At 72.3% G+C, this 26,513-nt stretch carries 22 protein-coding genes; 14 read left to right on the top strand and 8 right to left on the bottom strand.

Annotation, left to right across the window (positions count from 1 at the left end):
- Positions 1 to 52: 52 nt before the first annotated feature.
- On the bottom strand, positions 53 to 1,309 hold the full coding sequence (gene fahA, locus IEY56_RS26055; RefSeq protein ID WP_229712214.1) for a fumarylacetoacetase: 1,257 nt from the start codon (positions 1,307 to 1,309) through the stop codon (positions 53 to 55).
- Positions 1,310 to 1,752: 443 nt separating this feature from the next.
- Between fahA and IEY56_RS26050 the strand changes: the two genes are divergently transcribed.
- The 4 genes from IEY56_RS26050 to IEY56_RS26035 all read left to right on the top strand — a co-directional run bounded on the left by IEY56_RS26050 (position 1,753) and on the right by IEY56_RS26035 (position 6,479).
- Positions 1,753 to 2,766: a polyprenyl synthetase family protein gene (locus IEY56_RS26050; RefSeq protein ID WP_189039726.1), complete on the top strand. Its 1,014-nt coding sequence runs from the start codon at positions 1,753 to 1,755 to the stop codon at positions 2,764 to 2,766.
- Between the two features lie 395 nt (positions 2,767 to 3,161).
- Positions 3,162 to 4,475 carry a LolA family protein gene (locus tag IEY56_RS26045; protein WP_189039725.1) on the top strand — a complete coding sequence of 438 codons (1,314 nt, stop codon included), beginning with the start codon at positions 3,162 to 3,164 and terminating at the stop codon, positions 4,473 to 4,475.
- Between the two features lie 92 nt (positions 4,476 to 4,567).
- On the top strand, positions 4,568 to 5,557 hold the full coding sequence (locus IEY56_RS26040; RefSeq protein WP_189039724.1) for an ABC transporter ATP-binding protein: 990 nt from the start codon (positions 4,568 to 4,570) through the stop codon (positions 5,555 to 5,557).
- The gene (locus IEY56_RS26035; protein ID WP_189039723.1) at positions 5,544 to 6,479 is read left to right on the top strand and encodes an ABC transporter permease; all 936 of its coding nucleotides are present in this window, start codon (positions 5,544 to 5,546) and stop codon (positions 6,477 to 6,479) included. The genes IEY56_RS26040 and IEY56_RS26035 overlap by 14 nt, the downstream gene beginning before the upstream one ends.
- On the opposite strand, the gene rarD is transcribed toward IEY56_RS26035, so the two are convergent.
- The 7 genes from rarD to IEY56_RS26000 all read right to left on the bottom strand — a co-directional run bounded on the left by rarD (position 6,469) and on the right by IEY56_RS26000 (position 15,764).
- The gene (gene rarD / locus IEY56_RS26030; protein WP_189039722.1) at positions 6,469 to 7,542 is read right to left on the bottom strand and encodes an EamA family transporter RarD; all 1,074 of its coding nucleotides are present in this window, start codon (positions 7,540 to 7,542) and stop codon (positions 6,469 to 6,471) included. The two genes, IEY56_RS26035 and rarD, sit on opposite strands and share 11 nt — an antisense overlap.
- A 226-nt stretch (positions 7,543 to 7,768) precedes the next feature.
- A complete protein-coding gene (locus IEY56_RS26025) occupies positions 7,769 to 8,851 on the bottom strand; it encodes a 2-oxoacid:ferredoxin oxidoreductase subunit beta (RefSeq protein ID WP_189039721.1) in 1,083 nt (360 codons plus the stop codon).
- Positions 8,844 to 10,709 carry a 2-oxoacid:acceptor oxidoreductase subunit alpha gene (locus IEY56_RS26020; protein WP_373292193.1) on the bottom strand — a complete coding sequence of 622 codons (1,866 nt, stop codon included), beginning with the start codon at positions 10,707 to 10,709 and terminating at the stop codon, positions 8,844 to 8,846. Before IEY56_RS26020 ends, IEY56_RS26025 begins: the two co-directional genes overlap by 8 nt.
- Before the next feature lie 323 nt (positions 10,710 to 11,032).
- Entirely contained in the window at positions 11,033 to 11,692 is a 660-nt protein-coding gene (locus IEY56_RS26015) for a response regulator transcription factor (protein WP_302622658.1), read from the bottom strand.
- 236 nt (positions 11,693 to 11,928) lie between these two features.
- Positions 11,929 to 13,272: a sensor histidine kinase gene (locus IEY56_RS26010; protein ID WP_189039719.1), complete on the bottom strand. Its 1,344-nt coding sequence runs from the start codon at positions 13,270 to 13,272 to the stop codon at positions 11,929 to 11,931.
- A 131-nt stretch (positions 13,273 to 13,403) separates the two neighbouring features.
- The gene (locus tag IEY56_RS26005; RefSeq protein WP_189039718.1) at positions 13,404 to 14,717 is read right to left on the bottom strand and encodes a sensor histidine kinase; all 1,314 of its coding nucleotides are present in this window, start codon (positions 14,715 to 14,717) and stop codon (positions 13,404 to 13,406) included.
- A gap of 219 nt (positions 14,718 to 14,936) precedes the next feature.
- On the bottom strand, positions 14,937 to 15,764 hold the full coding sequence (locus tag IEY56_RS26000) for a S1 family peptidase (RefSeq protein WP_229712213.1): 828 nt from the start codon (positions 15,762 to 15,764) through the stop codon (positions 14,937 to 14,939).
- A gap of 351 nt (positions 15,765 to 16,115) precedes the next feature.
- Here IEY56_RS26000 and IEY56_RS25995 point away from each other — a divergent pair, with 351 nt between their 5' ends.
- Genes IEY56_RS25995 through IEY56_RS25950 form a run of 10 tightly spaced genes read left to right on the top strand, consistent with a single transcriptional unit; the run spans position 16,116 to position 26,441 of the window.
- The gene (locus IEY56_RS25995; RefSeq protein WP_189039717.1) at positions 16,116 to 16,487 is read left to right on the top strand and encodes an NADH-quinone oxidoreductase subunit A; all 372 of its coding nucleotides are present in this window, start codon (positions 16,116 to 16,118) and stop codon (positions 16,485 to 16,487) included.
- Positions 16,478 to 17,089, top strand: coding sequence for an NADH-quinone oxidoreductase subunit B (locus IEY56_RS25990; RefSeq protein WP_189039716.1), 612 nt, complete (start codon positions 16,478 to 16,480; stop codon positions 17,087 to 17,089). Before IEY56_RS25995 ends, IEY56_RS25990 begins: the two co-directional genes overlap by 10 nt.
- Positions 17,086 to 18,348, top strand: a complete 1,263-nt coding sequence (locus IEY56_RS25985) for an NADH-quinone oxidoreductase subunit C (protein WP_189039715.1) — start codon at positions 17,086 to 17,088, stop codon at positions 18,346 to 18,348. The genes IEY56_RS25990 and IEY56_RS25985 overlap by 4 nt, the downstream gene beginning before the upstream one ends.
- A complete protein-coding gene (locus IEY56_RS25980) occupies positions 18,348 to 19,307 on the top strand; it encodes a complex I subunit 1/NuoH family protein (RefSeq protein WP_189039714.1) in 960 nt (319 codons plus the stop codon). Before IEY56_RS25985 ends, IEY56_RS25980 begins: the two co-directional genes overlap by 1 nt.
- The gene (locus IEY56_RS25975) at positions 19,307 to 19,975 is read left to right on the top strand and encodes a NuoI/complex I 23 kDa subunit family protein (protein ID WP_189039713.1); all 669 of its coding nucleotides are present in this window, start codon (positions 19,307 to 19,309) and stop codon (positions 19,973 to 19,975) included. Before IEY56_RS25980 ends, IEY56_RS25975 begins: the two co-directional genes overlap by 1 nt.
- On the top strand, positions 19,972 to 20,625 hold the full coding sequence (locus tag IEY56_RS25970) for an NADH-quinone oxidoreductase subunit J family protein (protein WP_229712212.1): 654 nt from the start codon (positions 19,972 to 19,974) through the stop codon (positions 20,623 to 20,625). Before IEY56_RS25975 ends, IEY56_RS25970 begins: the two co-directional genes overlap by 4 nt.
- A complete protein-coding gene (gene nuoK / locus IEY56_RS25965; RefSeq protein WP_189039712.1) occupies positions 20,625 to 21,029 on the top strand; it encodes an NADH-quinone oxidoreductase subunit NuoK in 405 nt (134 codons plus the stop codon). The genes IEY56_RS25970 and nuoK overlap by 1 nt, the downstream gene beginning before the upstream one ends.
- Complete coding sequence (locus IEY56_RS25960; protein ID WP_189039711.1) at positions 21,026 to 23,056, top strand: NADH-quinone oxidoreductase subunit 5 family protein; 2,031 nt, start codon at positions 21,026 to 21,028, stop codon at positions 23,054 to 23,056. Before nuoK ends, IEY56_RS25960 begins: the two co-directional genes overlap by 4 nt.
- Positions 23,057 to 23,082: 26 nt before the next feature.
- Complete coding sequence (locus tag IEY56_RS25955) at positions 23,083 to 24,822, top strand: complex I subunit 4 family protein (protein ID WP_373292192.1); 1,740 nt, start codon at positions 23,083 to 23,085, stop codon at positions 24,820 to 24,822.
- Positions 24,819 to 26,441 carry an NADH-quinone oxidoreductase subunit N gene (locus IEY56_RS25950; protein WP_189039709.1) on the top strand — a complete coding sequence of 541 codons (1,623 nt, stop codon included), beginning with the start codon at positions 24,819 to 24,821 and terminating at the stop codon, positions 26,439 to 26,441. Before IEY56_RS25955 ends, IEY56_RS25950 begins: the two co-directional genes overlap by 4 nt.
- Positions 26,442 to 26,513 lie beyond the last annotated feature (72 nt).

Below are 26,513 nucleotides of genomic sequence, written 5' to 3'. Positions count from 1 at the left end.
GGCGGACCGCCGGCCCGGCCCGGCACACCTGCCGCTCCCGCTCCCGCCGGTGTCAGCGCGGCGGCGTCACGCGTCCGCTGACCTCGCCCATTCCGATGCGGCTGCCGTCCGGGCCGGGCGCCCACGCGGAGAGCGTCACCTCGTCGCCGTCCTCCAGGAACGCCCGGCTGCCGTCCGGGAGTTGCAGCGGCTCCTTGCCGCCCCACGTCAGCTCCAGCAGGCAGCCCCGCTGGCCCGGTTCCGGACCGCTGACCGTCCCCGACGCGTACAGGTCGCCCGTACGCAGGGACGCGCCGTTGACCGTCATGTGGGCGAGCTGCTGCGCGGCCGTCCAGTACATGGCGGAGAACGGCGGCTCGGCGACGGTATGGCCGTTGACGCTCACCGTGATGCGCAGGTCGATGCCGCCGGGCTCGCTCTCCGCCGCGTCGTCCAGGTATTCCAGGACCGGTACGTCCCGTGCGGGGGGAGCCGTGCGTGCCGCGTCCAGGGCGTCGAGCGGGGTGATCCACGCGGAGACCGACGTCGCGAAGGACTTGCCGAGGAACGGCCCGAGCGGCACGTACTCCCACGCCTGGATGTCGCGCGCCGACCAGTCGTTGAGCAGCGTCACGCCGAAGACGTGCTCGCGGAAGCCGGACAGCGGCACGGCGGTGCCCTGCTCGGAGGGCGTGCCGACGACGAAGCCGACCTCGGCCTCGATGTCGAGCCTGCGGGACGGCCCGAAGAGCGGCGCCTCCTCGTTCGGAGGCTTGCGCTGGCCCTTGGGCCGTACGACGGGGGTGCCGGAGGCCACGACGGTGCCGGCACGGCCGTGGTAGCCGATGGGCAGGTGCTTCCAGTTGGGCGTCAGAGCCGCCCCGTCGGGCCGGAAGATCCGGCCGACGTTGGTGGCGTGGTGCTCGCTCGCGTAGAAGTCCACGTAGTCCGCGACGTCGAACGGCAGCCGCATCGTCATGGCGTCCAGCGGTCGCAGGAACCGCAGCGTCGTCTCCCGGTGCCGGGGCTCGGTCAGCCACTCGCGCAGCTGGGCCCGGACGTCCGTCCACACCGGACGGCCCGCCGCCATCAGCGAGTTGAGCCGCGTCTCCCGCAGCAGCGCCGCGTGGGGCGAGCCGAACGCCTCCGCGGCCGCGCCAGCGTCCAGCACGGAGTCGCCGAAGCGCACCACGATGTGCGGACGGTCCGGTTCCTCACGGGCGGCGCCCACCCCGTAGGGGAGGTTGTGCGGGCCGAAGGGGTCCCCCTCGGGCAGATCGATGGGGGTACCTCCCACGCGTAGCTGTGGGGGCGGAGTCGCGTCGGTCACGGATGCCTCGCCTTCGAGATCGTCGCCGGTCCAGGGCGAGTTCAGCGTACGGGCACGGGCACGGGCCGCGGACGCCGCGTGCCGCCCCTTCCCCGTCCCGGGACGGTGCCGCCCTCCCCGGGGGCGGGGCTGTGCCGTCCCGCCCCGGCCCGGGGCTGTGCTGTCCTGCCCCGGCCCGGGGCCGTGTTGTCCCGCCCCGGCCCGGGGCCGGGGAACGCGCGCGGGCGCTCCCATCTGGGGCTCGTGTGCGCGACGTCTCCGGAATCGGGGGTGCGGTACCCCTTGCTGCGGTGCCGACCGGGCGCCCATGGTGATCGGGCAAGGACCGGATACGCTTCCAGGTGAAGGCAGCGCCGGCGACTGGTCGCGGCGATGCCGGGAAGTTGAGACAGCGGGTGTCCGCCCCGGCCGCCCCTTTGTCGTTCGCAGACAGGAGACCCCTCGTGACCGTCGTCGGGCCCTTCGGACTGACCGTGCGGGACCAGGCCCTCGAAGCCGATGTCCAGGCAGGGTTGGCGGCTGTCGAAGAAGGTCTCTTCGAGGCCACCAAAAGCGACGTCCCGTTCATAACGGGCGCCGCGCAGCACCTGGTGAGGGCCGGCGGGAAGCGTTTCCGGCCCCTCCTGGTGATGCTCGGCGCACAGTTCGGCGACCCGCACGCACCGGGTGTGGTGCCTTCGGCGGTCGTCGTGGAGCTGACGCACCTCGCGACGCTCTACCACGACGACGTGATGGACGAGGCGGACGTGCGGCGCGGAGTCCCCAGCGCGAACGTCAACTGGACGAACTCCGTGGCCGTCCTGACCGGGGACTTCCTCTTCGCCCGCGCCTCCCAGACCCTGGCCGACCTCGGCCCCGAGGCCGTCCGCATCCAGGCGGAGGCGTTCGAGCGGCTCGTGACCGGACAGATCATGGAGACCGCCGGCCCCGGTGAGGGCCGCGACCCCGTCCAGCACTACCTGGACGTCATCGCCGGCAAGACCGGCTCGCTCATCGCCGTCGCCGGCCGCTTCGGAGCGCTCATGTCGGGCGCGGACGAGAGCGCCGTCTCCATCCTGACGCAGTACGGCGAGCGCGTCGGCACCGCCTTCCAACTCGCGGACGACGTACTGGACATCGCCAGCGACTCGCACGAGTCGGGCAAGACCCCCGGCACCGACCTCCGCGAGGGCATCCCCACGCTCCCGGTGCTCCACCTGCGGAGGCGTGCCGCCTCCGCGGAGGGCACCGCCGAGGACCGCGCGCTGTGCGAGCTGCTGGACGGCGACCTCACCGACGACGCCCGTCACGCCGAGGCCCTGGCGGGGCTGCGGGCCCACCCGGCGCTGGAGCAGGCCCGCCGCGACACCGTGCGCTACGCGGACGAGGCACGCGAGACGCTGCGCCCGCTGCCCGACTGCGCGGCCAAGGCGGCCCTTTCGGAGCTGTGCGACGCGGTCGTGCACCGCGCCTCCTGACCGGTCCGGGCGTCCTGACGGGCCGTGTGTGCCCCGCCCGCCGAGGGCCCTGTACCGCGCCTTCTGACGGGCCGTGCGGCGCGACGGCGTATCAGGGTTGTCACCCAGGGCGGGCCGCCGTGCGGGGGAGGCGGGAGGACTCTGCCTCCAACTGCGGGAGTACGCACAGTTGCCTCCACCGGCTGACGCGCGAAGCTCACCGTTTTGGTGCCATTGAGGAACCACCCCGCGCCGTCCCCGGAATATCGGGGAGAATGGCGGAGCAGGCCTGGGGCCTCCCCGCAGGATGCGGGAGGGGCCTCCCCGCAGGATGCGGGAGGGGCCTCCCCGCCGACGGCTGGGGAAGGACGAGTGCGAGGTACTGAACCGCCACCGACCCGGAGGTAGGCACCAACATGGCACAGATCCAACCGAGGACGCCCGGCGGTAAAGCCGTCAGGTACGGCATACCGGTCGCCGTCGTGGGCATCGCCGCGGCGACCGTCGGGCTCGTACCGGCGCTGGCCAGCTCCGGCAACCCGGACCTGCCCGAGATCTCGGCGCAGAAGCTGGTGGAGAAGATGGCCGCCTCGGACACGGAGCACATGTCCGGCACCGTCAAGGTGAGCGCGGATCTCGGACTTCCCGGGATGCCCGGGATGGACGCCGGCAGCGGCAAGCAGGGCGGCGGCCTCTTCGGCGGCGGCCCGCACGGGGACGGCCCCGGCGGCGACGGGAAGGGCGGAGGCAAGGGCTCCACCGCTCAGCCGCAGGAGAAGCTGATGGAGCTCGCCTCCGGGGAGCACACGCTCCGCGTCGCCACGGACGGCCCCGACAGGCAGCGCGTCTCGGTCGTCGAGGAGGCCGCCGAGTACAGCTGGATCCACAACGGCAACGAGGCGTGGGCGTACGACAGCGGCAGCGACTCCGCCCTCCACGTCGTCGCCCCCGAGGACGCCGTCTCGAAGGACGGCGGACACGGCGGAAAGCTGCACAAGGGCCTGGGGAACGCCACCCCGCAGGAGGCGGCCCGGGAGGTGCTGAAGGCCACGGAGGACACCGCTTCCGTCTCCGTCGACGGCACGGCCCAGGTCGCTGGGCGCGACGCCTACCAGCTGGTCGTGAAGCCCAAGGGCGCCCCGCACTCGACGGTCGACTCCGTACGGATCGCGGTGGACGCCGAGAACGGCACGCCCCTGAAGTTCACGCTCAGCCCGAAGGGCGGCGGCAAGCCCGTCGTCGAGGCGGTCTACACCAAGGTCGACTTCGGCAAGCCGTCGGCCGGCACCTTCGACTTCAAGCCCCCGAAGGGCACCGACGTCACGGAGCAGAAGCTCGACGGCAAGGCCCTGCGCGAGCACCACGGCAAGTCCGGGCACCACGGGACGTCCGAGAAGGGCGGCAAGCCCGGCAAGGACGTCCGGCCCGAGCTGTCCGGCCTGAACACCATCGGCAAGGGCTGGGGCGCGGTCGCCGAACTCAAGGCCCCCGACGGGGCCTTGGGCGGGCTTCCCGGCATGGGCGGCGGAGAGCCGGAGGGCGGCTCGAAGTCGTCGCAGGCCGAGGAGATGCTCGACAGCTTCACCGAGAAGGCCGAGGGCGACTTCGGCCAGGGCCGCGTCTTCAAGACCCGTCTCGTCAACGCCCTGATGACGGAGGACGGGACGGTCTACGTCGGGGCGGTCAGCAAGGAGGGCCTGATCAAGGCAGCCGAGGCAGCCGGCAGGTGACGGCCGCCGCAGCCTGAACTCCGGTCCGGTTCCCGCCGCCCGCGGCGGGAACCGGTGCGCGGGGCGGAACCACGACCGAGCACGGGAGCACCATGGGCCGCCAGCCGTCCGCCGAAGCCGTCATCGAGACGCGCGGGCTCAGCAAGACCTACCGCGGAGGGCGGCCGGCCGTCGACGGGCTCGACCTGTCCGTGCCGCGCGGCAGCGTCTTCGGCTTCCTCGGCCCGAACGGCTCGGGGAAGACCACCACCATCCGGATGCTGCTGGGCCTCATCGACGCCACCGGCGGCAGCGCCCGGCTGCTCGGCGAACCGATGCCGCGGGCGGCGGGGCGCGTACTACCGCGGGTGGGCGCGCTCATCGAGGGACCGGCGCTCTACGGATTCCTCTCCGGGCGCGGCAACCTCCGCCGCTACGACGCCGCGGACCCCACCGCGGATCCCCGCACGCGTGACGCACGGGTGGAGGCGGCGCTGGAGCGGGTGGGGCTCTCGGCCGCGGCGGGCAAGAAGGCCAAGGCGTACTCGCTGGGGATGAAGCAGCGGCTCGGCATCGCCGCCGCGCTGCTGCAGCCGCGCGAGCTGCTGGTGCTGGACGAGCCGACCAACGGCCTCGATCCGCAGGGGATGCGGGAGATCCGCTCGCTGGTGCGGGCGCTCGCGCAGGACGGCACCACCGTCTTCCTCTCCTCCCACCTGCTCGACGAGATCGAGCAGGTCTGCTCGCACACGGCGGTGATGAACCGCGGACGCCTCGTCACCCAGGGCACCGTCGCCGAGATGTCAGCCGGGGCGCGCGGCAGGCTCTCCGTCACCACACCGGACGGTGCGGACGCGATGCGCGTGCTGAAGGGGCACGGGCTGAGCGACCTGGCCACGGCGGAGTCGCCGGAGGGGCAGACCGTCACGGGTGAGCTGCCCGGGCCGGGTGAGCCGCCCGGCGGGCCGCCGCCGGACCTCGCCGACCTCAACGCCGCGCTCGTACGGGCCGGGGTGCGGGTGCGGGCCTTCGGCGTCACCAGGGCGTCGCTGGAGGACGTCTTCGTCTCTCTCACGGGGGAGGGTTTCGATGTCGCGGGCTGAACTCGCGGGCCAGGACGGCCGGTTCGCCGCCGGTGCGGACGGCACGAACCCCGGGGGTGCCGGGGCCGCGGCCGGCGGCCGCCCCTCCGCACGCCGGGTCTGGCCGCTCTTCCGCAGCGAGGTCCTCATGACGTTCCGGCGCTGGCGGACCCTCGCGCTGCTGGGCGTCCTCGCCGCCGTCCCCGTCCTCGTCGGCATCGCGGTCAGGATCGAGACCGGCGGGGCAGACGACGGAGGCGGCGGGGGAGGCGGGCCGGCCTTCATCTCGCAGATCACCAACAACGGCCTCTTCCTCGTCTTCACCTCGCTGGCCGTCACCCTGCCCTTCTTCCTGCCGATGACGGTGGGCGTCGTCGCGGGGGACTCCGTCGCGGGCGAGGCCGGTGCGGGGACGCTGCGGTACCTGCTCGTCGCCCCGGCGGGACGCACCCGGCTGCTCCTCGTCAAGTTCGCGGGGACGATGGTCTTCTGCCTGGCCGCCACGCTCGTCGTGGCCGTCTTCGCTCTCGGCACGGGGGTGCTGCTCTTCCCGGTGGGCGAGGTCACCCTGCTGTCGGGTACCACGGTCCCCTTCTCGGACGGGCTGCTGCGCGCCCTGGCGATCGCAGTCGCGGTGGCTCTGTCGCTGACGGGTCTGGCCGCGCTCGGACTGTTCGTGTCGACCCTGACGAACAGCGGGATCGCCGCCATGGCCACGACGGTCGGGCTGCTGCTGACGGTGCAGATCGTCGACACCGTGCCGCAGCTGCACGCGGTGCATCCGTACCTCTTCACGCACTACTGGCTCAGCTTCGCCGACCTGCTCCGCGCGCCCGTCTACTGGGAGGAGCTGCTCAGGAACGCCGGGGTGCAGGCGCTCTACGCAGCGGTGTTCGGCTCCGCGGCGTGGGCGCGTTTCACCACGCGCGACATCACGGCTTAGTGCACGGCGCGGAGGCGGGCTTCGCCCCGTCGCCGGAGGCTCCGTCCGCAGTCACGCCGTCCTCCGCCACGTCGTCGGTCGTCGCGCCCTCGGTCGTCGCGCCGGCTGACGTGACCTGCGCCCGCCGGGCGGCGCCGCGCTCCGCAGCCTCACGCTCCGCGGCGCGGAGCCGGACGCGGCCCTGGTGCCTGGTGCGCAGCGCGTCCCACGTGAGCACGCACAGCGCGACCCACACCAGGACGAATCCCGCCCAGCGCTCCGGCGGCATCGCCTCGTGGAAGACGAGCAGACCGAGGACGAACATCAGCGCGGGCGCCACGTACTGGAGCAGCCCGATCGTGGAGAGCGGCAGCCGTACGGCGGCGCTGCCGAAGAAGATCAGCGGGACCGCCGTGACGAGGCCGGAGACGGCCAGGAGCAGCATGTGTCCCGTGCCGCCGTCGGTGAACGTCCCCTCGCCGGCGGCGGCGAGGTAGACGAGGTAGCCGAACGCGGGCAGGAACTGCACGGCGGTCTCGGCGCTGAAGCTGTCGACGCCGTCCATCTCGAGGCGCTTCTTGAACAGCCCGTACAGCGCGAAGCAGAGCGCCAGGGCGATGGAGAGCCACGGCACCTGGCCGTAACCGATGCTGAGCACGGCCACCGCCACCACGCCGATCGCGACCGCCGCCCACTGGGCGGGACGGAGCCGCTCGCGCAGCAGCAGCACGCCGAAGGCGATGGACATCAGGGGGTTGATGAAGTAGCCGAGGGACGACTCCAGCACACGCCCCACGCTGACCGACCAGATGAACAGCCCCCAGTTGAGGGAGATGGCGGCGGCGCAGAGGACGACGAGCCCGAGCTTCTTCGGCTGCCGCAGCAGGGGGCGGATCCACGACCAGCGCCGCAGCGCGACGAGCAGCAGCAGCGCCGTCGGCAGGGACCACACCATGCGGTGGGCGAGGACCTCGGTAGGGGGAGTGGCTTCGAGAAGGTGCCAGTAGAGCGGCAGGATTCCCCACAGGCCGTAGGCGCCGAAACCGTAGAGCAGGCCGACGCGGTTGTCGCTTCGGTCTCCCACTGCCGTCCTCCTCGTCGTGCGCGCGGCTCCAGACGCGTACTGGCCCGGCACCAGATCGACGGTAGCGCTCACCTCAATCCGGTGTCATATCCGTTCCACATGACGGTACTGACACCCGGGGGATGCGTCCGTGGCCTCCGCATACGGCGCGGGCGGGCCCCGCCGGAGCATCTCCGACGGGGCCCGCCCGCTGCTGTGCCGTGCCGACGGCGCCGTCCTGCGGGGCTCAGCCCGCGACGGTCCAGGTGTCGTTGCCGGCGAGGAGCGAACCGAGGTCGCCCTTCCCGTGCTGCTCCACCGCCTGTTCGAGCTGGTGCGCCATGTCGTCGTCGTAGACGGGGCGCCGGACGTCCCGCAGCACGCCGATCGGCGTGTGGTGCAGGGTGTCCGGGTCGGCCAGCCGGGAGAGCGCGAACGCGGTGGCCGGCGAGGAGGCGTGAGCGTCGTGCGTGAGGACGCCGTCGGTGCCCTCCTCGGCGACGTCGACGATGCGCAGCTCGCCGGTCGCCCGGTCGCGGACGACGCCCTTGCCGCCGAGGCCGTCCTCGCCGGGGGTCCCGAAGCGGATCGGCTCCCCGTGCTCGAGGCGGATGACGGCCTCCTGGGCCTGCTGCTTGTCCTTGAGCACCTCGAACGCGCCGTCGTTGAAGATGTTGCAGTTCTGGTAGATCTCCACCAGCGCGGTGCCGGGGTGGTCCGCGGCCGCCTGCAGGGTCGCCGTGAGGTGCTTGCGGTCGGAGTCGACCGTACGTGCGACGAACGACGCCTCGGCGCCCAGGGCGAGGGAGACCGGGTTGAACGGGGAGTCCAGCGAGCCCATCGGCGTGGACTTCGTGATCTTCCCTGCCTCCGAAGTGGGGCTGTACTGGCCCTTGGTGAGGCCGTAGATGCGGTTGTTGAAGAGCAGGATCTTCAGGTTGACGTTCCGCCTCAGCGCGTGGATGAGGTGGTTGCCGCCGATCGACAGCGCGTCCCCGTCACCTGTGACGACCCACACCGACAGGTCGCGGCGCGAGCTGGCGAGGCCGGTCGCGATGGCCGGGGCGCGGCCGTGGATGGAGTGCATCCCGTAGGTGTTCATGTAGTACGGGAAGCGGGACGAGCAGCCGATGCCGGAGACGAAGACGATGTTCTCCCGGGCCAGGCCGAGCTGGGGCATGAAGCCCTGCACCGCGGCCAGTACGGCGTAGTCGCCGCAGCCGGGGCACCAGCGCACCTCCTGGTCGGACTTGAAGTCCTTCATCGTCTGGGCGGCCTCGGCCTTGGGGACGAGGGAGAGCGGCTCGGAGACCTGGGCCGTCTCAGTCATTGGTGGCCTCCTTCAGGGCGGTCGCCAGCTGTTCGGCCTTGAACGGCATGCCGTTGACCTGGGTGTAGGAGTGAGCGTCGACGAGGTACTTGGCGCGTACGAGGGTGGCGAGCTGGCCCAGGTTCATCTCGGGGATGACGACCTTGTCGTAGCTGCGCAGCACCGCGCCGAGGTTGCCCGGCATCGGGTTGAGGTGCCGCAGGTGGGCCTGTGCGATCTGCTGACCGTCGCGGCGCAGCCGCCTGACCGCCGCCGTGATGGGGCCGTACGTCGAACCCCAGCCCAGCACGAGCACGTTTGCCGCGCCCCGCGGGTCGTCGACCTCGACGTCGGGGACGTCGACGCCGTCGACCTTGGCCTGCCGGGTGCGGACCATCAGGTCGTGGTTGGCCGGGTCGTAGGAGATGTTGCCGGTGCCGTCCTGCTTCTCGATGCCGCCGACGCGGTGCTCCAGGCCGGGCGTGCCCGGGACGGCCCACGGGCGGGCGAGGGTCTGCGGGTCGCGCTTGTACGGCCAGAACGCCTCGGTGCCGTCGTCCAGCTTGTGGTTGGGCTCCTTGGCGAAGTGCACCCGCAGGTCCGGCAGGTCGTCGACCTCCGGGATGCGCCACGGCTCGGAGCCGTTGGCCAGGTAGCCGTCGGAGAGCAGGAAGACGGGCGTGCGGTAGGTGAGCGCGATGCGGGCCGCCTCCAGTGCCGCGTCGAAGCAGTCGGCGGGGGTGGCGGCGGCGACGATCGGCACCGGGGCCTCGCCGTTGCGCCCGTACATCGCCTGCAGCAGGTCGGCCTGCTCGGTCTTGGTGGGCAGTCCCGTCGAGGGGCCGCCGCGCTGGATGTCGACCACGAGCAGCGGCAGTTCGAGGGAGACGGCGAGCCCGATGGTCTCGGACTTCAGCGCCACACCGGGGCCGGACGTCGTGGTCACGCCGAGCGCGCCGCCGAACGCCGCCCCGAGGGCCGCGCCGATTCCGGCGATCTCGTCCTCGGCCTGGAAGGTGCGCACGCCGAAGTTCTTGTGCCGGGACAGCTCGTGCAGCACGTCCGATGCGGGGGTGATGGGGTACGAGCCGAGGAAGAGCGGCAGGTCCGCCTGCTGGGACGCGGCGACCAGCCCGTAGGACAGGGCCAGGTTGCCCGAGATGTTGCGGTACGTGCCAGGTGGGAAGGCCGTCTTCGCCGGGGCGACCTCGTAGGAGACCGCGAAGTCCTCGGTGGTCTCGCCGAAGTTCCAGCCCGCGCGGAAGGCGGCGATGTTGGCCTGCGCCACCTGCGGCTTCTTCGCGAACTTCGTCCGCAGGAAGTGCTCGGTCTGCTCGGTGGGGCGGTTGTACATCCACGACAGCAGCCCGAGGGCGAACATGTTCTTCGAGCGGCCGGCGTCCTTGCGGCCGACGTCGAAGTCCTTCAGCGCCTCGACGGTCAGGGTCGTCAGCGGCACCTGGTGGACGTTGTAGTTGTCCAGCGAGCCGTCCTCCAGCGGGCTGACCGGGTATCCGACCTTCGCCATGGCCCGCTTGGTGAACTCGTCGGTGTTGACGATGATCTCCGCACCGCGCGGGACGTCCGCGATGTTCGCCTTGAGCGCCGCGGGGTTCATCGCGACCAGGACGTTCGGCGCGTCACCCGGCGTGAGGATGTCGTGGTCGGCGAAGTGCAGCTGGAAGCTGGAGACGCCCGGCAGCGTGCCTGCGGGGGCCCGGATCTCGGCGGGGAAGTTCGGCAGCGTCGACAGGTCGTTGCCGAACGAGGCCGTCTCGGAGGTGAAGCGGTCACCGGTGAGCTGCATGCCGTCGCCGCTGTCGCCCGCGAAGCGGATGATCACGCGGTCGAGGCGGCGGACCTCCTTGCCGCCGCCCAGTTCGGTCTTCGCATCCCCCTCGGCGCCGTCGGCTCCGTCCGTCCCGCCGCTGCGGGGCGCGTCGGTGCCCGGGCGCTGCCCGGCTGGGCTGTTGACCTGGTTGGTCACGGTGGATCGGACCTCCTTGAGGCGGCGTACTCGCCAGCCATCGTACGTCGGTAAGGGTTACCTTCCCTGGAGCGCTCACATCGCGGACGCACCCGTGAGACGACCGTCCGCCAGTCGGCCCACTCTGCACCATGCGGCCTTCAGTATTTCTAGAGAGCGGGCTTCGTCCCAGCTCACGCGGTGGATGCCGGACGCGGGACGGGGCCCGGAGACGGTTATGAGTTGAGGTAGGTCAGCACGGCCAGCACCCTGCGGTGATCCGCGTCACTCTGGGAGAGGCCCAGCTTCAGGAAGATGTTGCTCACGTGCTTCTCGACGGCGCCGTGGCTGACGACCAGCTGGCCGGCGATCGCGGAGTTCGTGCGGCCCTCGGCCATCAGCCCCAGCACCTCCCTCTCACGCGGGGTCAGACAGGCCAGTACATCCTGCTTGCGGCTGCGGCCCAGGAGCTGCGCGACGACCTCCGGGTCCAGCGCCGTACCGCCCCCGGCCACCCGGACGACGGCGTCGACGAACTCGCGTACGTCCGCCACACGGTCCTTCAGCAGGTAGCCGACGCCCTTGCTGGAGCCCGCGAGCAGCTCGGTGGCGTACTGCTCCTCCACGTACTGCGACAGCACCAGGACGCCCAGGTCCGCGTGCGCCTCGCGGAGGGCGATGGCGGCGCGGACGCCTTCGTCCGTGTGGGTCGGGGGCATGCGCACGTCCGCCACCACCACGTCGGGGAGACGCCCGTCACCTGCCAGCTCCGCGACCGTCTTGACCAGCGCGTCGCCGTCGCCGACGCCCGCCACCACCTCGTGCCCGCGGTCGGTCAGCAGCCGGGTGAGCCCCTCGCGGAGCAGCACCGAGTCCTCGGCGATGACGACCTGCACCTTCTTCACGTCCTCCACGATCACGGCCCCCCGACTCCCCTGCGGACCCGTCCGGTCCCGGACTCCTGTGTGCGCCCGCGCCGTCCCTGAGTACGACGCCCGCGACGCGCTCAGCATTCCAGAAGCCGGCGTCCCGCACGGGGGGACGCGGCAACGCACCGCGTGGTTCAGCCCTGGCCGGGACGGCGGGACGGGCGGGCGGCTGGACGCGGGGCCCGGGGGCCGGAGGCCGGACGTCAGACCCGCCAGGGGAGTTCGGCGGTGATGGTGGTGGGGCCGCCGGTGGGGGAGTCGATGAGGAGGAGGCCGTCGACGGCGTCGAGTCGTTCGGTGAGTCCGGCGAGGCCGGTTCCGGTGGTGGTGTTGGCGCCGCCTTGTCCGTTGTCGGTGACTTGGAGGAGGAGGCGGTGGGGGGTGTGCCAGACGTCGATGCGTGCGGTGGTGGCGCGGGAGTGTTTGGTGATGTTCTGGAGGAGTTCGGAGACGGTGAAGTAGGTGATGCCTTCGATGGCTTGGGCGGGGCGTCGGGGGAGGTCGACGGTGACGGTGACGTCGGCGGTGCAGCGTGCGGCGAGTGCGGAGAGGGCGGGGTCGAGTCCGCGGTCGGTGAGGATGGCGGGGTGGATGCCGCGGGCGAGGTCGCGTAGTTCTTGGAGGGCGATTTTTACTTCGCCGTGTGCTTCGTCGACCATTTTGGCGGCGGCTTGGGGGTCTTCGAGGAGTTTTTCCTTGGCGAGGCCGAGGTCCATGGCGAGGGTGACGAGGCGTGCTTGTGCGCCGTCGTGGAGGTCTCGTTCGATGCGGCGCAGGTCGGCTGCGGCGGTGTCGGCCACCGAACCACGGTCCGACTCCAACTCCTCGATACGCGTCGCCAGCCGGGACGGGCCGAGCAGCCCGGCCACCAGCAGCCGGTCCACGGTGTTGAGGCCCCGCACCAGCCACGGCGTCAGCAGGACGAGTCCCACTCCGGCGGCGCTGGTGAGCGCCATGTCGGGCGCGTTGTCGAGGTAGGTGTCGCCGACCGTGGCCGGGCCCACGGCGGTGAGGCCGTCGGGCCCCCACTGCAGCCCCGGTTCCCCGAGGTAGCGGGGGAAGACCCACTGCCAGGCCGGGTACAGCGCCAGCGACCACCCGAGGGGGAAGAAGACGGCAGTGAGGACGAAGGAGAAGAGCGCCCAGGGGAAGTGCACCACCGTGTAGAGGAGGTGCCGCCACGAGACGCCGCTGCGCAGCAGGGCGCCGACCCAGGGCATGAGCCCGCTGCGTCGCTGCAGGACGCGTACGGGCTCGGGCTCCGCGGCGTCCAGCCGCAGCAGGCCCCGGGCGCGGGCTCTCTCCAGCCGTCCGATGGCCCGGCAGCCCATGAGGCCGGCCGCGAGGAGGGGGACGCCCAGGAAAGTGATCAGCAGCCCGGCGCTGGCCGAGAAGAAGGTCACGGAGTAGGCGAAGCTGAAACAGGCGACCGGCAGCCCGGTCAGGACGTACAGCAGCTCGCGCCAGTTGCGGCCCTCGAAGGGTGCGCGCAGTACCGCCGGCACCGCGTGGGATCGCGGCTGCGCGGTGTTCGTTGCGGTGGCCATGGCGAGGTCCCGTCCTTCCGCGATCGGGTGCGCGGTCCGCCTGCCGGCGGCCGGGCTCCTGCTTCACCGTCAGGATCCGCTGTGGACGGGGACGGTGGCCATGGCGCCGGCCGGTCTCAGGGAGAGGGGGTTTACCCCACCCCGGCGCCCCGGCGGGCGTCCCCCGGCGGCCGCCGCCAGCCCTTGGCGAAGCCCTTGCCGCCGCTCTCGGCGGTGAGTCCTTCCCGCTCCCGCCAGGGGAGTTCGGCGGTGATGGTGGTGGGGCCGCCGGTGGGGGAGTCGATGAGGAGGAGGCCGTCGACGGCGTCGAGTCGTTCGGTGAGTCCGGCGAGGCCGGTTCCGGTGGTGGTGTTGGCGCCGCCTTGTCCGTTGTCGGTGACTTGGAGGAGGAGGCGGTGGGGGGTGTGCCAGACGTCGATGCGTGCGGTGGTGGCGCGGGAGTGTTTGGTGATGTTCTGGAGGAGTTCGGAGACGGTGAAGTAGGTGATGCCTTCGATGGCTTGGGCGGGGCGTCGGGGGAGGTCGACGGTGACGGTGACGTCGGCGGTGCAGCGTGCGGCGAGTGCGGAGAGGGCGGGGTCGAGTCCGCGGTCGGTGAGGATGGCGGGGTGGATGCCGCGGGCGAGGTCGCGTAGTTCTTGGAGGGCGATTTTTACTTCGCCGTGTGCTTCGTCGACCATTTTGGCGGCGGCTTGGGGGTCTTCGAGGAGTTTTTCCTTGGCGAGGCCGAGGTCCATGGCGAGGGTGACGAGGCGTGCTTGTGCGCCGTCGTGGAGGTCTCGTTCGATGCGGCGCAGGTCGGCCGCGGCGGTGTCGGCCACCGAACCACGGTCCGACTCCAACTCCTCGATACGGCGCTCCAGTTCGTCGGAGGGCGAGAGCAGGGCGCGTACGAGAGCCCGGTCCACGTTCGTCAGCCCCCGCGCGAGCCACGGCAGCACGGGCCAGGCGACGAAGAGCGCGGGCAGCGTCACGGAGAACGTCAGCCACCCCCAGGGCAGCCGCAGCAGGAGATAGAGGACGTGCCGCCAGGCGACCGAGTCCTTCAACTGGGCCCACACCCAGGACAGGAAGCCCGGCTGACGCGGCCGCACGCTGCTCGGCTCGTCGATGCGCACGCGCAGCAGCCGCCGTGCCCGTGCCCGTTCGAACCGTCCGAGCTGACGGCAGCCGAGCAGCGTGAAGGCCAGCAGCGGCAGCCCGATCACCGTGATGGAGAGCGCCGCGCTGGCGTAGATGCAGACGGAGATGTAGGTGAAGCTCACGATGCCGACGGGAAGGTCGCTCAGCAGGTGCGCGATCTCCCGCCACGTCTGCCCGTCGAGCGCCACCGCGCGGGGCGGCGGCAGGCGGTCGCCGTCCTCGTGGTGCTGGTCGCCGTGCTGGTCGGGGTCCCCTCCGTGCGGCTGCTCCTGGCGGCCGGGGCGGTACGCGCTCGCGGTCATGCGCCAAGACTGCACCGCGCAGGGGGGTGGCGCCATGGGGTTCGGCGGGGGAACGCGGTGGGGCTAACCCCACCTCCGTCCCGATCCGTTCCCAGCGGTCCGTCCGGGGCCGGCCGGCGGTGTGCCGGAACGCGGCGGAACGGCGGACAGGGGCGGAAACAGCGGAACCCGCACGTCCACCAAGGGACGTGCGGGCTCCGCGGTGAGAACTTCCAGGCGTCAGCCGAGCTCGCCGGCGGCCTTCTTGATGTCCGCGGCGAAGGTGCTCACCTCGGTGTAGACACCGGGCTTGCCGGGACGGGCACAGCCCTCGCCCCAGCTGACGATGCCGACCTGGACGAACTCGCCGGCCTCGTCCTTGCGGAACAGCGGGCCGCCCGAGTCACCCTGGCAGCTGTCGAGGCCGCCCTCGTCGACGCCGGCGCACAGCTCTTCGCCCTCGACGAGCTCGCCGTAGGCCTTCTTGCAGGTCGCGTCGTCGATGAACGGAACGGTGACCTTGAGCAGCTTCTGCTGCTGCTCGCCGCCCTCCTTGTCGGCGCCCCAGCCGGCGACGGTGAGGTCACCCTCGTTGAGGGCAGGGTCCTCGGCTATCGGAAGGGTGGGCTGGTCGATCGGCTCGGCGAGCTTGATGAGCGCCCAGTCCTTGCCCGTGCCGTTGTAGCCGGGGGCCTGCAGGACCTTGGTGGACTTGACCTCGACCTTGTTGGAGTCCTCAAGGTCCACGACGCCGCCGGTGGCGGTGATGCTGGTGTCGTCGCCGCTGCCGTCCACGCAGTGCGCGGCGGTCAGGACGACGTCCTTCTCGAACAGTGCGCCGCCGCAGCCCATGGACAGGCGGACCATCCAGGGGAACTCGCCCTGCTCGGCCGGGGTTCCGCCGACGATCTTCGTGCTTGGGCCGTCCTTCTTCGCCGTGGCGGAGTGCGAGGCCTTGACGTCGTCCGTGCCGGCCATGGCGTTGCCGGCGGCGGTCATGCCCAGGGCGGTGAGCCCGACGGCGGCACCGGCGATGATTCTCACGAGCACCTTGCGGTTCTTCTCCACGGTTCTTCCTCTCGGTGGGGGGTTTGCGCCTGGTCAGGGCCATGACACCCGCGAGGAGATGACACCTTGCAAGATCCCAAGTTCCGGCGGTAATCCGGGAATTGGTCAAGGTCCCGCTAGACGCTTTGCGATTCTCTGCCGGTACGTGCGCTCATGGCAAGAGGCGGTTTCCGGCGGCAAGGGGTCCATAAAGGGGCACACGCGGCATGCTTTCCGGTCACAGGTCCTGCCCGGTGAAAGTCCGGCGTTACGCCCTAGACTCCCCTGCGTACGGAACGGCGGCGGCGCGTCTCCCCGCGCCCCTGCCGGGACCGAGCACTTCCACCAGCGAAAGAGTGAGGACGGGCAGACGTGCCGGACTACTTCCACGGCTATTCGGTCGTCGGGCTGGTCGCGGTGGTCGGAGTGCTCTTCGTCGCCGTTGCCTTCGGCGCCGGACGGCTGCTGCGGCCCGTGGTGCCGACGCGCGAGAAACTCCTCACCTACGAATGCGGGGTCGACCCCGTCGGCGAAGGCTGGGCGCACACGCAGATCCGCTACTACGTCTACGCGTTCCTGTATGTGATCTTCGCCGTCGATTCCGTCTTCCTCTTCCCCTGGGCCACGGTCTTCGCGGAACCCGGTTTCGGCGGCGTCACGCTCGTGGAGATGTTCGTCTTTCTCGGTTTCCTCGCCGTCGGCCTGCTCTACGCATGGAAGAAGGGCGTCCTGGAATGGACGTGACACGCACGACGACCGACCTCCCCGAGCCCCGCCGCCTCGGCCCGCTGGCCCGGCTCGCACCCGAGCCGATGAAGGTGATCCTCAACTGGGGCCGCCGGTACAGCCTGTGGGTCTTCAACTTCGGACTCGCCTGCTGCGCCATCGAGTTCATCGCGGCCTCCATGGCCCGGCACGACTTCATCCGCCTCGGCGTCATCCCGTTCGCGCCAGGGCCGCGGCAGGCGGACCTGATGGTCGTCTCCGGGACGGTGACGGACAAGATGGCGCCCGCCGTGAAGCGGCTGTACGAGCAGATGCCCGAGCCGAAGTACGTGATCTCCTTCGGCGCCTGCTCCAACTGCGGCGGCCCGTACTGGGATTCGTACTCGGTGACCAAGGGCGTCGACCAGATCGTCCCCGTCGACGTGTACGTGCCGGGCTGCCCGCCGCGCCCGGAGGCGCTGCTGCAGGGCGTACTGAAGCTCCAGGAGAAGATCGCGCGGGAGTCGACGGCGGAGCGTTACGCGGGCGGCGGACGCGGCCGTCCTTCGGCCGCCGCGCTCACCAGCGGACTCGTCGAGCCGCCCGAGCCCGGGCAGCGGCCACAGGAGGGCGGCCGGTGACGGATTCCGAGAAGCCCGACGAGACCGGGTCGGCCGGCCCGCCCGATGCCTCCGGCACGCAGCCCGCGGACGGGCCTGCCCCGGAGCCCGCGGACGCCCAGGTCGGCTGGCTGCCGCGCGACGCGGTGACGCTCTTCGGCGAGGGCGCGCACGCCGAGGAGGCGTACGGCGTGCTGACCGTCGACGTGCCCCCCGGCTCCTGGATCTCCGCTCTCGAAACCGCTCGCGACCGGCTGGGCTGCCGCTACTTCGACTGGCTGAGCGCCGTCGACGAACCCGGCACAGGCTTCCGCGTCTGCGCGCACGTGGTGCTGCTGCCCGCCGTGCACGGCCTGTACGTGCAGCGGCTGCTGCTGCGCACGACCGTCCCGCACGAGGCGCCCGTACTCCCGACCGCGACGCCCGTCTACGCGGGCGCCGCGTGGCACGAACGGGAGACGCACGAGATGTTCGGCGTGGAGTTCACCGGCCACCCCGGCCTCGCCCCGCTGCTCCTCCCCGACGCTTTCGAGGGACACCCCCTGCGCAAGGACTTCGTCCTCGCCGCACGCGTGGCGAAGGCCTGGCCCGGCGCGAAGGAACCCGGCGAGTCCGAGCACGGCGGTCCCAAGCGCCGCCAGATGCTGCCGCCGGGAGTGCCCGACCCGAACGAATGGGGGCCGCTCAAGGGCCAGTTGCCGCCCGTGCCGTCCCGGCCGGCCCGCGGACGCGCGGGTGGCGCGGGGGCCGGCCGTGCGGCAGCGGGGCGAGCCGCGGGGGACCGTCCCGTACGGCGCAGCCGCTCCGCGAGTGCCGGCTCGGCCAGCCAGCGCGGCGAGGCGGGCAGCGCACCGGAGCCGGCGGAACAGGGGCCCCAGCAGGGCCCCGGGCAGGGCTCACCGCGGGAGCGGGAGCCACGGCAGCCGGGGCCCGAGGCGGAGAAGGCCGCGGAGTCGCAGGCGCGTGCCGGGGAGCTGGCGGCCGAAACAGCCGGTGAGCAGGAGCGTCAGTCGCGGGAGGGACCGCGAGCCGAGGGCCGCCCCGCTGCCGGGCCGCGGCCCGCCGGGCCTGCGGCCGAGGCGCCGTGGCACGACGCGCGTCCCGCCTTCGGCGGCGAGGAGCGCGACGGCGGAGACGGGCCGGAAGCCGGAGACGCCCCGCGGCGCGACGAGTCCGGCGGGTCCGGCGACGCGAGCGGCGGGAGAGGACCGGGCGAGAACGAACCCGGCGGGAACGGGCCCGGCGAGGGCACCGGCGGCCGGACGGAGGGCGGTTCCTGATGGATGCGCTCGACGTCCTGTGGCGGCTCCTCGCCGTCCTGCTCGCCTTCCTCGTCCTCCCCCTGCTCGTGGGGCAGGCGGAGCACAAGGCGATGGCCCACATGCAGGGCCGGGTCGGCCCGATGTACGCGGGAGGCTTCCACGGCTGGGCCCAACTCGTGGCCGACGGCGTGAAGTTCGCGCAGAAGGAGGACATCGTCCCCAGCGGCGCCGACCGCAGGGTCTTCCAGCTGGCGCCGGCCGTCGCGCTGCTGCCCTACCTCGTCGTGCTGATCGTCATCCCGGTCGGGGACGGCGACATGGTCGGACAGGTGGTGGACGCCGGAGTCTTCTTCGTCCTCGCCGTGATGGGCGTCGGCGTACTCGGGTCGCTCATGGGCGGCTGGGCGTCGGCCAACAAGTTCTCGCTGCTGGGCGGCTTGCGCACCGCGGCTCAGCTGATGGCCTACGAGCTGCCGATGCTGCTCGCGGCGGCCTCGGTCGCCATGGCCGCGGGCACGCTGTCCCTGCCGGGCATCCTCGACGCGTGGCAGTGGTGGTGGCTGCCCTGGCAGATCGTCGGCGGTCTGGTGTTCTTCACCGCGGGCCTCGCGGAGCTGCAGCGTCCGCCCTTCGACGCCCCGGTGGCCGACTCCGAGATCATCTTCGGTGCCTACACCGAGTACACCGGGCTGCGTTTCGCCCTCTTCCTGCTCGCCGAGTACGCGGGCATCGTCGTGCTCTCCGCGCTGACCGCGGTGCTCTTCCTGGGCGGCTGGCACGGGCCGTTCGCCGACACGCTGGGGTGGGTGTGGACGCTGCTGAAGACGGCCGTCCTCGCCTTCGTCGTCATCTGGCTGCGCGTCAGCTACCCGCGGCTGCGCGAGGACCAGATCCAGCGCGTGGCCTGGACCGTGCTCGTTCCGCTCGCCCTCTTCCAGATCGCCCTCACCGGCGTCGTCAAGGTGGTGATCCAGTAATGGCCGTGCCCGGAGCCGGACTGGCCAAGGGCCTAGCCGTCACCTTGCGCACGATGACCCGCCGCTCGGTCACCGCGCACTATCCGGACGTGCAGCCGGAGCTGCCGCCGCGCAGCCGCGGGGTGATCGGTCTCTTCGAGGAGAACTGCACGGTCTGCATGCTGTGCGCGCGTGAGTGCCCGGACTGGTGCATCTACATCGACTCCCACAAGGAGACGATGCCGGCCGCGGCGCCGGGGGGCCGCGAGCGCAGCCGCAACGTGCTGGACCGCTTCGCCATCGACTTCGCCCTGTGCATGTACTGCGGCATCTGCATCGAGGTGTGCCCCTTCGACGCGCTGTTCTGGTCGCCGGAGTTCGAGTACGCGGAGACCGACATCCGCGACCTGACGCACGAGCGCGACACGCTCCGGGAGTGGATGTGGACCGTGCCGGAGCCGCCCGCGCTCGACGCGGCCGCGGAGGAGCCCAAGGAGATGGCAGCCGCCCGCAAGTCCGCCGAGAAGCTCGCGGCCAAGGAGGCCGGAGAGGGGCAGCGTCCCTCCGGAGGCCCCCCGTCCGCGTCCCCGCCGCGGTCTTCCGGTGCGACGCCGCCGTCTTCCGGCTCGACACCGCCGTCCCCGTCGGCTGAGCGGCCCGGCCGGGCCGAAGGAGAGGGCGACGCGTGACCCTGACCGAAGCCGGCCACGGCGCCGTGGCCGAAGCGGCCGCCCATCCCGGTTTTCTCTCGCCGACGGGGGTGGAGATCGTCTTCGTGCTGGTCGGTCTGGCGACCCTCGGCGCGGCCGTCGTCACCGTCACCACGAAGAAGCTCGTCCACGCGGCCCTGTGGCTGGTGGCCGCGCTGGGCGGTGTCGCCGTCGAATACCTGCTGCTGACGGCCGAGTTCATCGCCTGGGTGCAGGTGCTGATCTACGTGGGCTCGGTCGTCGTCCTGCTGCTGTTCGGGCTGATGCTCACCAAGGCGCCGATAGGGCCGTCGCCGGACGCCGATTCCGGCAACCGCCCGGTCGCCCTCGCAGCCGCTCTCGTCTCCGCCGCCACCCTCGTCACGCTCGTCGTCGACGCCTTCCGCACCACCTGGATCGACCTCGGCACCACGGGCCGCGGTTCGACGCGTGTCACCGGCGAGGCGCTCTTCCGCGGCTGGGTCCTTCCCTTCGAAGCGCTGTCGGTGCTGTTGCTCGCCGCGCTCGTGGGCGCGATAGTCCTCTCCCGCAAGGGGAAGGCCGCGCGCCCGGGCGACGGGCACGGCGGCGGCGGTACGAGGACGAGCGGGCACGGCCGGACGGGCCGGGACGGGGAGGCGCAGGGCTGATGCATCTCGCCTACCCCGCCGTACTCGCGGCCCTGCTGTTCTGCGTCGGCCTGTACGGCGTACTCGCCCGGCGCAACGCGATCCTCATGCTGATGTCCGTCGAGCTGATGCTCAACGCCGTCAACCTCAACCTCGTCGCCTTCGACGTCTGGCTGCAGGAGCGGCTGCACACCGGGCAGGCGCTCGCCCTCTTCACCATCGCCGTCGCCGCCGCCGAGATCGGCATCGGCCTGGCCATCGTGCTCCTCGTGTACCGCACGCGCGGCAGCTCCGAGATCGACCGGCTCAGAGACCTCCGCGAGACGGACACCGGCCCGGACGCGGGCGCCGCGTCCGGCGCCGACGGACCCGAGGAGCAGGCAGGCGTGCAGGCCACCACCGACAGCGGGAGGCAGACCTCGTGAGCACCACGACCCTGGCCGCCCTCGTCCCCCTGCTGCCGCTCCTCGGCGCCGTCGCGGGCCTGCTCACCGGGCGCCGCGCACCCGGGTTCGCCCAGCCGCTCGCCGTGCTGCCCACGCTCGTCTCCGCGGTCCTGGCCGTCCTGGTCGCCGTACGCCAGGGAGGCGGCGAGCCGCTGCGGGCCGCCACGGAGCTCACCCCGACCGGCGACGATTCCCTGCCGATCCAACTCGCCCTCGACGTGGACGGGTTCGCCGCCCTCGTCGCCGTACTGGTCGGCGCCGTCGCCACCTGCGTCCAGCTGTACTCCACCGGCTACCTCCGGGACGACCCGCGCTACGCGAGCTACGCCTCGTTCGTCTCCCTCTTCACCGCCGCGATGCTGCTCGTCGTCTACGCGGACGACCTGATCGTGCTGCTCGTCGGCTGGGAGGTCATGGGCATCTGCTCGTACTTCCTGGTGGGCCACTACTGGGAGACGCGGGCCGCCCGCGACGCCTCCCTCAAGGCTTTCCTCGTCACCAAGCTCGGCGACGTGCCCTTCCTGCTCGGCATCCTCGCCCTCGCCACCGAGGCGGGCACCTTCCGGATCAGCGGCATCACCAGCCGGCTCGGGTCGCAGCTCGCCGAGTTCGAACTCGCACACCCCACCGTCATCGCGCTGCTGCTGCTCGCCGGAGTCGCCGGCAAGTCCGCCCAGTTCCCGCTGCACACCTGGCTCCCGGACGCGATGGCCGGTCCCACGCCCGTCTCCGCCCTGATCCACGCCGCGACGATGGTCGCCGCCGGCGTGTACTTCATCGCCCGTCTGCTGCCGGTGTTCGCCGCGTCGGCCGCCGCGATGGTCGTACTGGCCGTCCTGGCGGCGGTCACGATCGTCGGGTCGGGCCTGTCCGCGCTCGCGCAGGACGACGTCAAACGCGTGCTCGCGTACTCGACGATCGGCCAACTCGCCTACATGGCGGGCGCGCTGGCCGTCGCCGACCGCGGCGCGGCCGTCTTCCACCTGCTGGTGCACGGCGCGTTCAAGGCCCTGCTCTTCCTCGCGGCCGGCGTACTCATCCACGCCGCCGGGACGAACTCCCTCGCCGCCATGTCCCGGATGGGCGGGCTGAGCAGGATCGCCCCGGACGCCTACTGGACGATGACGGTCGGGCTGCTGGCCCTGGCGGCGATCCCGCCCTTCAGCGGCTTCTTCTCCAAGGAGGCGGTGCTCGCCGCCGCCGAGCACGCCGCCTTCGGCGCCGCCGCCGCCGGCACGACACCCGCGGCGGGCTGGATCGTCCTCGCGGCCGGGATGCTCGGCGCGCTCCTCACCGCCGCCTACGCGGCCCGGCTGTGGCTGCTGGCCTTCCGCGGCGAGGGCCCGCCCGTCCCCGCGGAGGAGCACCGCCGCGAGCCGGCCGTCATGAACGTCGTGCTGTGGGTGCTCGCCCTCCCTTCCCTCGCGCTGGGACTCGCCTACGGCGTCCTGCCGGAGTGGTTCGGCGGCGGCTCCCTGGCTCCGTCCCTCGCGACCTCCGTACTGGCGACGGGCGTGGCGCTCGTCGGCGTCCTCCTCACCTACGGAGCGTGGCGGCAGACGACCGCGCACGCCGCCCCGCGCACCCCCATGGGAGCCGTCGCCGCGCATCCGCGGGGAGACGCCGCACTCTCCGAGGCCGAGGCCATCGCCACCCACGAACCCGCCTACGGCGACATCGCCTCCGCGCCCGACCCGGCCGACCCCTCCCGGCTGCTGCTCGGACCGCTGCACGACACCGCGGCCCACGGCTTCCGCCTCGACGCCGCGTACGCCGTCCTGTTCGTGCGCCCCACGCGGGCCGCCGCCCGGCTCGTCCGCTTCATCGACCGCGAAGTGGTCGACACCTACGTGCGCGGCGCGGGCCTCGGGCCCCGGCTCCTGGGCTCGCTCGTCCGCCGTACGCAGACGGGCAACACCCAGACCTACCTCGGTGCGCTGCTCGTGGGGTCGCTGGTGCTCGCGGTGGCCGCCGTCCTCGTCGCCGCCGGAACCTCGGGAGCCTGACCGTGATCTCCGTCAGCAACACAGTCATGCAGGTGCTCCTCGTCGGCGTGCTGCTCGTCCCGCTGGCCGGCTCGGTGGCGGCGCTGCTGCCGGCCCCGCCCGGGCTGCGGGGACGCGACCCCGGCCAGGCCGTGCTCCGACACGGCGTGACCGTCACCGGCGCCGTGCTCGCCCTGTCCGTCGTGCTCGCCCTCGGCTTCGACACCGACCGTGCGGGCACCGTGCAGGCGGAGTCGGACGCCGGCTGGATCCCCTCCCTGGGCATCCGCTTCCACCTCGGGGTGGACGGAATCTCCCTGCCGCTGGTCGTGCTGACGGCGCTGCTCACCTTCCTGTGCGCGCTCTACAGCTACGGGGCCCACACCTCCGCGGACCGCGCCCCGGCAGACGCCGCAGCCGGCGACGCCGCCTCCGCGGACGCCCGTCCCGGCGGAGCGGGCCCGGCCGGGCCCGCGCACCAGGGCGGCAGCCCGCAGGCGTTCGTCGCGCTGCTGCTCCTCCTGGAGACGGGCATGCTCGCCACCTTCGCGACGCTCGACCTCGTGCTGTTCTTCCTGGCGTTCGAGACGGTGCTCGTCCCGATGTACTTCCTCATCGCCCGCTGGGGCGGCGGGGACGCCCGCGAACGGGCCCGCGCGGCCTGGAAGTTCATCCTGTACACGCTGCTCGGCTCCGTCGTGATGCTGCTGGGCCTGCTCCTCGTCGGACTCAGGGCCGGCACGTTCGACATGGTCGCGCTCGCCGGCGGCGACCACGCCGGACTCAGCCGCACCACGCAGATCGTCGCGGTGCTGGCGATCGGCGCCGGGCTCGCGGTGAAGACCCCCATGTGGCCGCTGCACAGCTGGCTGCCCGACGCCCACACCACGGCTCCGACCGTCGGCTCCGTACTGCTGGCGGGCGTCCTGCTGAAGATGGGGACCTACGGTTTCGTCCGCATCCTGCTGCCCGCCGCTCCGGAGGGGATGAGGGTCTTCGCGCCCTACCTGGCGGCCTTCGCCGTGGCCGGCATCGTCTACGGCTCGCTGGCCTGCCTCTCCCTGGCCCGCAGAGGCGCGCAGGGCGACCTCAAGCGCCTCATCGCTTACTCGTCCGTCGGACACATGGGCTTCGTGCTGCTCGGCATCGCCTCCATGACGCCCTCGGGTGTCAACGGCGCGCTGTTCGCGAACGTCGCCCACGGGCTCATCACGGGTCTGCTGTTCTTCCTCGTCGGCGCACTCAAGGAACGCGCGGGCACCACGGACCTCGACACCCTTTCGGGTGAGAGCGGCGGCGCTCTGTACGGCAGCGCGCCCCGCTTCGGCGGACTGCTGGCCTTCGCCGCCGTGGCCTCGCTGGGACTCCCCGGACTCGCGGGCTTCTGGGGCGAGATGCTCGCACTGCTCGGCGCGTTCGACCCCGCGGACGGACTCAGCCGCCCCGCCTTCCTCACCTTCACGGCCGTCGCCGCCTTCGGCACCCTGCTGACCGCCGCCTACATGCTCGTCGTCGTACGCCGCGTCTGCATGGGCGACCCGCAGGACGCCCCGCGGCACGCGGGCGGCGGCCGCGAGCGTGCCGAACTGGCCCACCGGGAGACCGGATCCGGCGCGGCCGGAGCGGCGGACACGGCGGCAGCGCGCCTCCCCGACGTCCACAGCTACGAGTACGCCGCGTGGACACCCCTCGTACTGCTCACGGTCGTGGCCGGACTCTGGCCCGCCCTCCTGATCGGGCTCACCGACCCCGCCGTGCAGAACCTCCTGCCTGGAGTGAGCCGATGAGCGCCACGACCGACGTCCAGGTCCACGCACCGGCAGCCGACGGAGCACTCACCGCGCCCGCCGGCCCCGCCGCCCAGTCCGTCGACTGGCTCGCCATCGCACCGCCGACGGCGGTGGCCGTCGCCGGGCTGGCCGTCCTCGTCGCGGACCTCTTCCTGCCGGAGCACCGCAAGCGGATCCTCGGTCCGCTCTCCGGGGCCGCGCTGCTGCTGGCCGCCGTCCCGCTGCTCTTCCTGCGCACCCGGAACACCGCGACCTTCTGCCTGCCCGACGGCCTCCAGGAGTGCAGCTACTCCGCGGACACCCTCGCGCTCGTACTCCAGTTCCTCGTCCTCGCGGCGGCCTTCGTCACCGTCCTCATCTCCATGCCGGCGGTACGGGACCTGAAGCTGCCCGCGGGGGAGTACTGGTTCCTGCTGCTGTCCGCGACCGCGGGAGCCGCCCTCGTACCGGCGTCGCGCGACCTCGTCACCCTCGTCATCGCCCTCGAGGTCGCCTCCCTGCCCTCGTTCGCGCTCGTCGGACTGCGCCTGGGCAACAGGGGATCGGCGGAGGCCGCCCTGAAGTTCTTCCTCTCCTCGGTCACCGCCACCGCGGTGACCCTGCTCGGGGCGAGCTTCCTCTACGCCGTCACCGGCACCCTCCACTTCCAGGGGATCAGCGACGGGCTCACCAACACCGACCCGCAGCTGAACCCCCTCGGCTCGGCCGGACTGGCCCTCACGATGGTCGGGTTCGCGTTCAAGGCGTCCGTCGTCCCCTTCCACTTCTGGGTCCCGGACACGTACGTCGGCGCTCCCGTGCCCGTGGCCGCGTTCCTCTCCGTCGTCGGGAAGACCGCCGGCCTCTCGGGCCTCGTCCTGCTGGTCGTCCAGGCGTTCGCGTCCCGCGGCGAGATCTGGGGTCCCGCCCTCGCCGTCCTCGCGGCGGTGACCATGACCGCCGGCAACGCGGCCGCGCTGCGCCAGCGCCCCGACCGGGCACACGGCGCCGTACGCCTCCTGGCCTGGTCCTCCGTCGGGCAAGCCGGCTACCTGCTCGTGCCGCTGGCCGCCGCCGCGCCCGAGGCCGGTACGCATCCCGAGCGGGCGCTGTCCTCCGCCGGCGCCACCGTCGCCTACCTCCTGATGTACGCGGCGGTGAACCTCGGCGCCTTCGCCGTCGTCGCCCACATCGGCCGCGCCGGCAGGGCCAACCGCCTCCAGGACTACCGCGGCCTCTACGCCTCACACCCGCTCGCCGCCCTCGCCCTCGGCTTCTTCCTGCTCTGCCTCGCAGGGCTGCCGCCCGGCGTCATCGGCCTCTTCGCGAAGGTCGCGGTCTTCTCGACGGCCGTCGAGAACGGGCTGGGCTGGCTCGCGGTGATCATGGCCGTGAACGTCGTGATCGCGCTCTATTACTACCTGCGCTGGACCGCGCTCGCCTTCCGGGGCGCGGAGCACGCCGCCAAGGGTGCCGCGAAGCCCGCGGCGGCAGGAGCCGGCGGAGACGGGCCGCAGCAGCGTCCGCGGATCGCCGCCCCGCTCTCCGCGGGCATCGCCCTGACGGCGGCAGCCGGGGTCATCCTGTCCCTCGACCCCGACCTGGTGCTCACCTTCGCGGCGGGCGGCCTGCGCTAGGGCGTGTCCGCAAAGTCATGTGGTGAGCCAGAGTTGTAGGCAGGCGATGGTGACCATGGCCTGGTAGTGGCG

The sequence above is a fragment of the Streptomyces daqingensis genome (genome assembly GCF_014645895.1).
GTDB lineage: Bacteria > Actinomycetota > Actinomycetes > Streptomycetales > Streptomycetaceae > Streptomyces > Streptomyces daqingensis.
The sequence above is the reverse complement of the archived record's forward strand: the minus strand, read 5'-3'. Positions and strand labels throughout refer to the sequence as shown.

Bases quoted from the DNA above. Each gene is read 5' to 3' on its own strand.
- IEY56_RS26045 (WP_189039725.1), top strand. From the start codon at position 3,162: ATGGCACAGATCCAACCGAGGACGCCCGGCGGTAAAGCCGTCAGGTAC.
- IEY56_RS26040 (WP_189039724.1), top strand. From the start codon at position 4,568: ATGGGCCGCCAGCCGTCCGCCGAAGCCGTCATCGAGACGCGCGGGCTC.
- IEY56_RS26035 (WP_189039723.1), top strand. From the start codon at position 5,544: ATGTCGCGGGCTGAACTCGCGGGCCAGGACGGCCGGTTCGCCGCCGGT.
- IEY56_RS26025 (WP_189039721.1), bottom strand. From the start codon at position 8,851: ATGACTGAGACGGCCCAGGTCTCCGAGCCGCTCTCCCTCGTCCCCAAG.
- IEY56_RS26010 (WP_189039719.1), bottom strand. From the start codon at position 13,272: ATGGCCACCGCAACGAACACCGCGCAGCCGCGATCCCACGCGGTGCCG.
- IEY56_RS26005 (WP_189039718.1), bottom strand. From the start codon at position 14,717: ATGACCGCGAGCGCGTACCGCCCCGGCCGCCAGGAGCAGCCGCACGGA.
- IEY56_RS25990 (WP_189039716.1), top strand. From the start codon at position 16,478: ATGGACGTGACACGCACGACGACCGACCTCCCCGAGCCCCGCCGCCTC.
- IEY56_RS25980 (WP_189039714.1), top strand. From the start codon at position 18,348: ATGGATGCGCTCGACGTCCTGTGGCGGCTCCTCGCCGTCCTGCTCGCC.
- IEY56_RS25975 (WP_189039713.1), top strand. From the start codon at position 19,307: ATGGCCGTGCCCGGAGCCGGACTGGCCAAGGGCCTAGCCGTCACCTTG.
- nuoK (WP_189039712.1), top strand. From the start codon at position 20,625: ATGCATCTCGCCTACCCCGCCGTACTCGCGGCCCTGCTGTTCTGCGTC.
- IEY56_RS25955 (WP_373292192.1), top strand. From the start codon at position 23,083: ATGCAGGTGCTCCTCGTCGGCGTGCTGCTCGTCCCGCTGGCCGGCTCG.
- IEY56_RS25950 (WP_189039709.1), top strand. From the start codon at position 24,819: ATGAGCGCCACGACCGACGTCCAGGTCCACGCACCGGCAGCCGACGGA.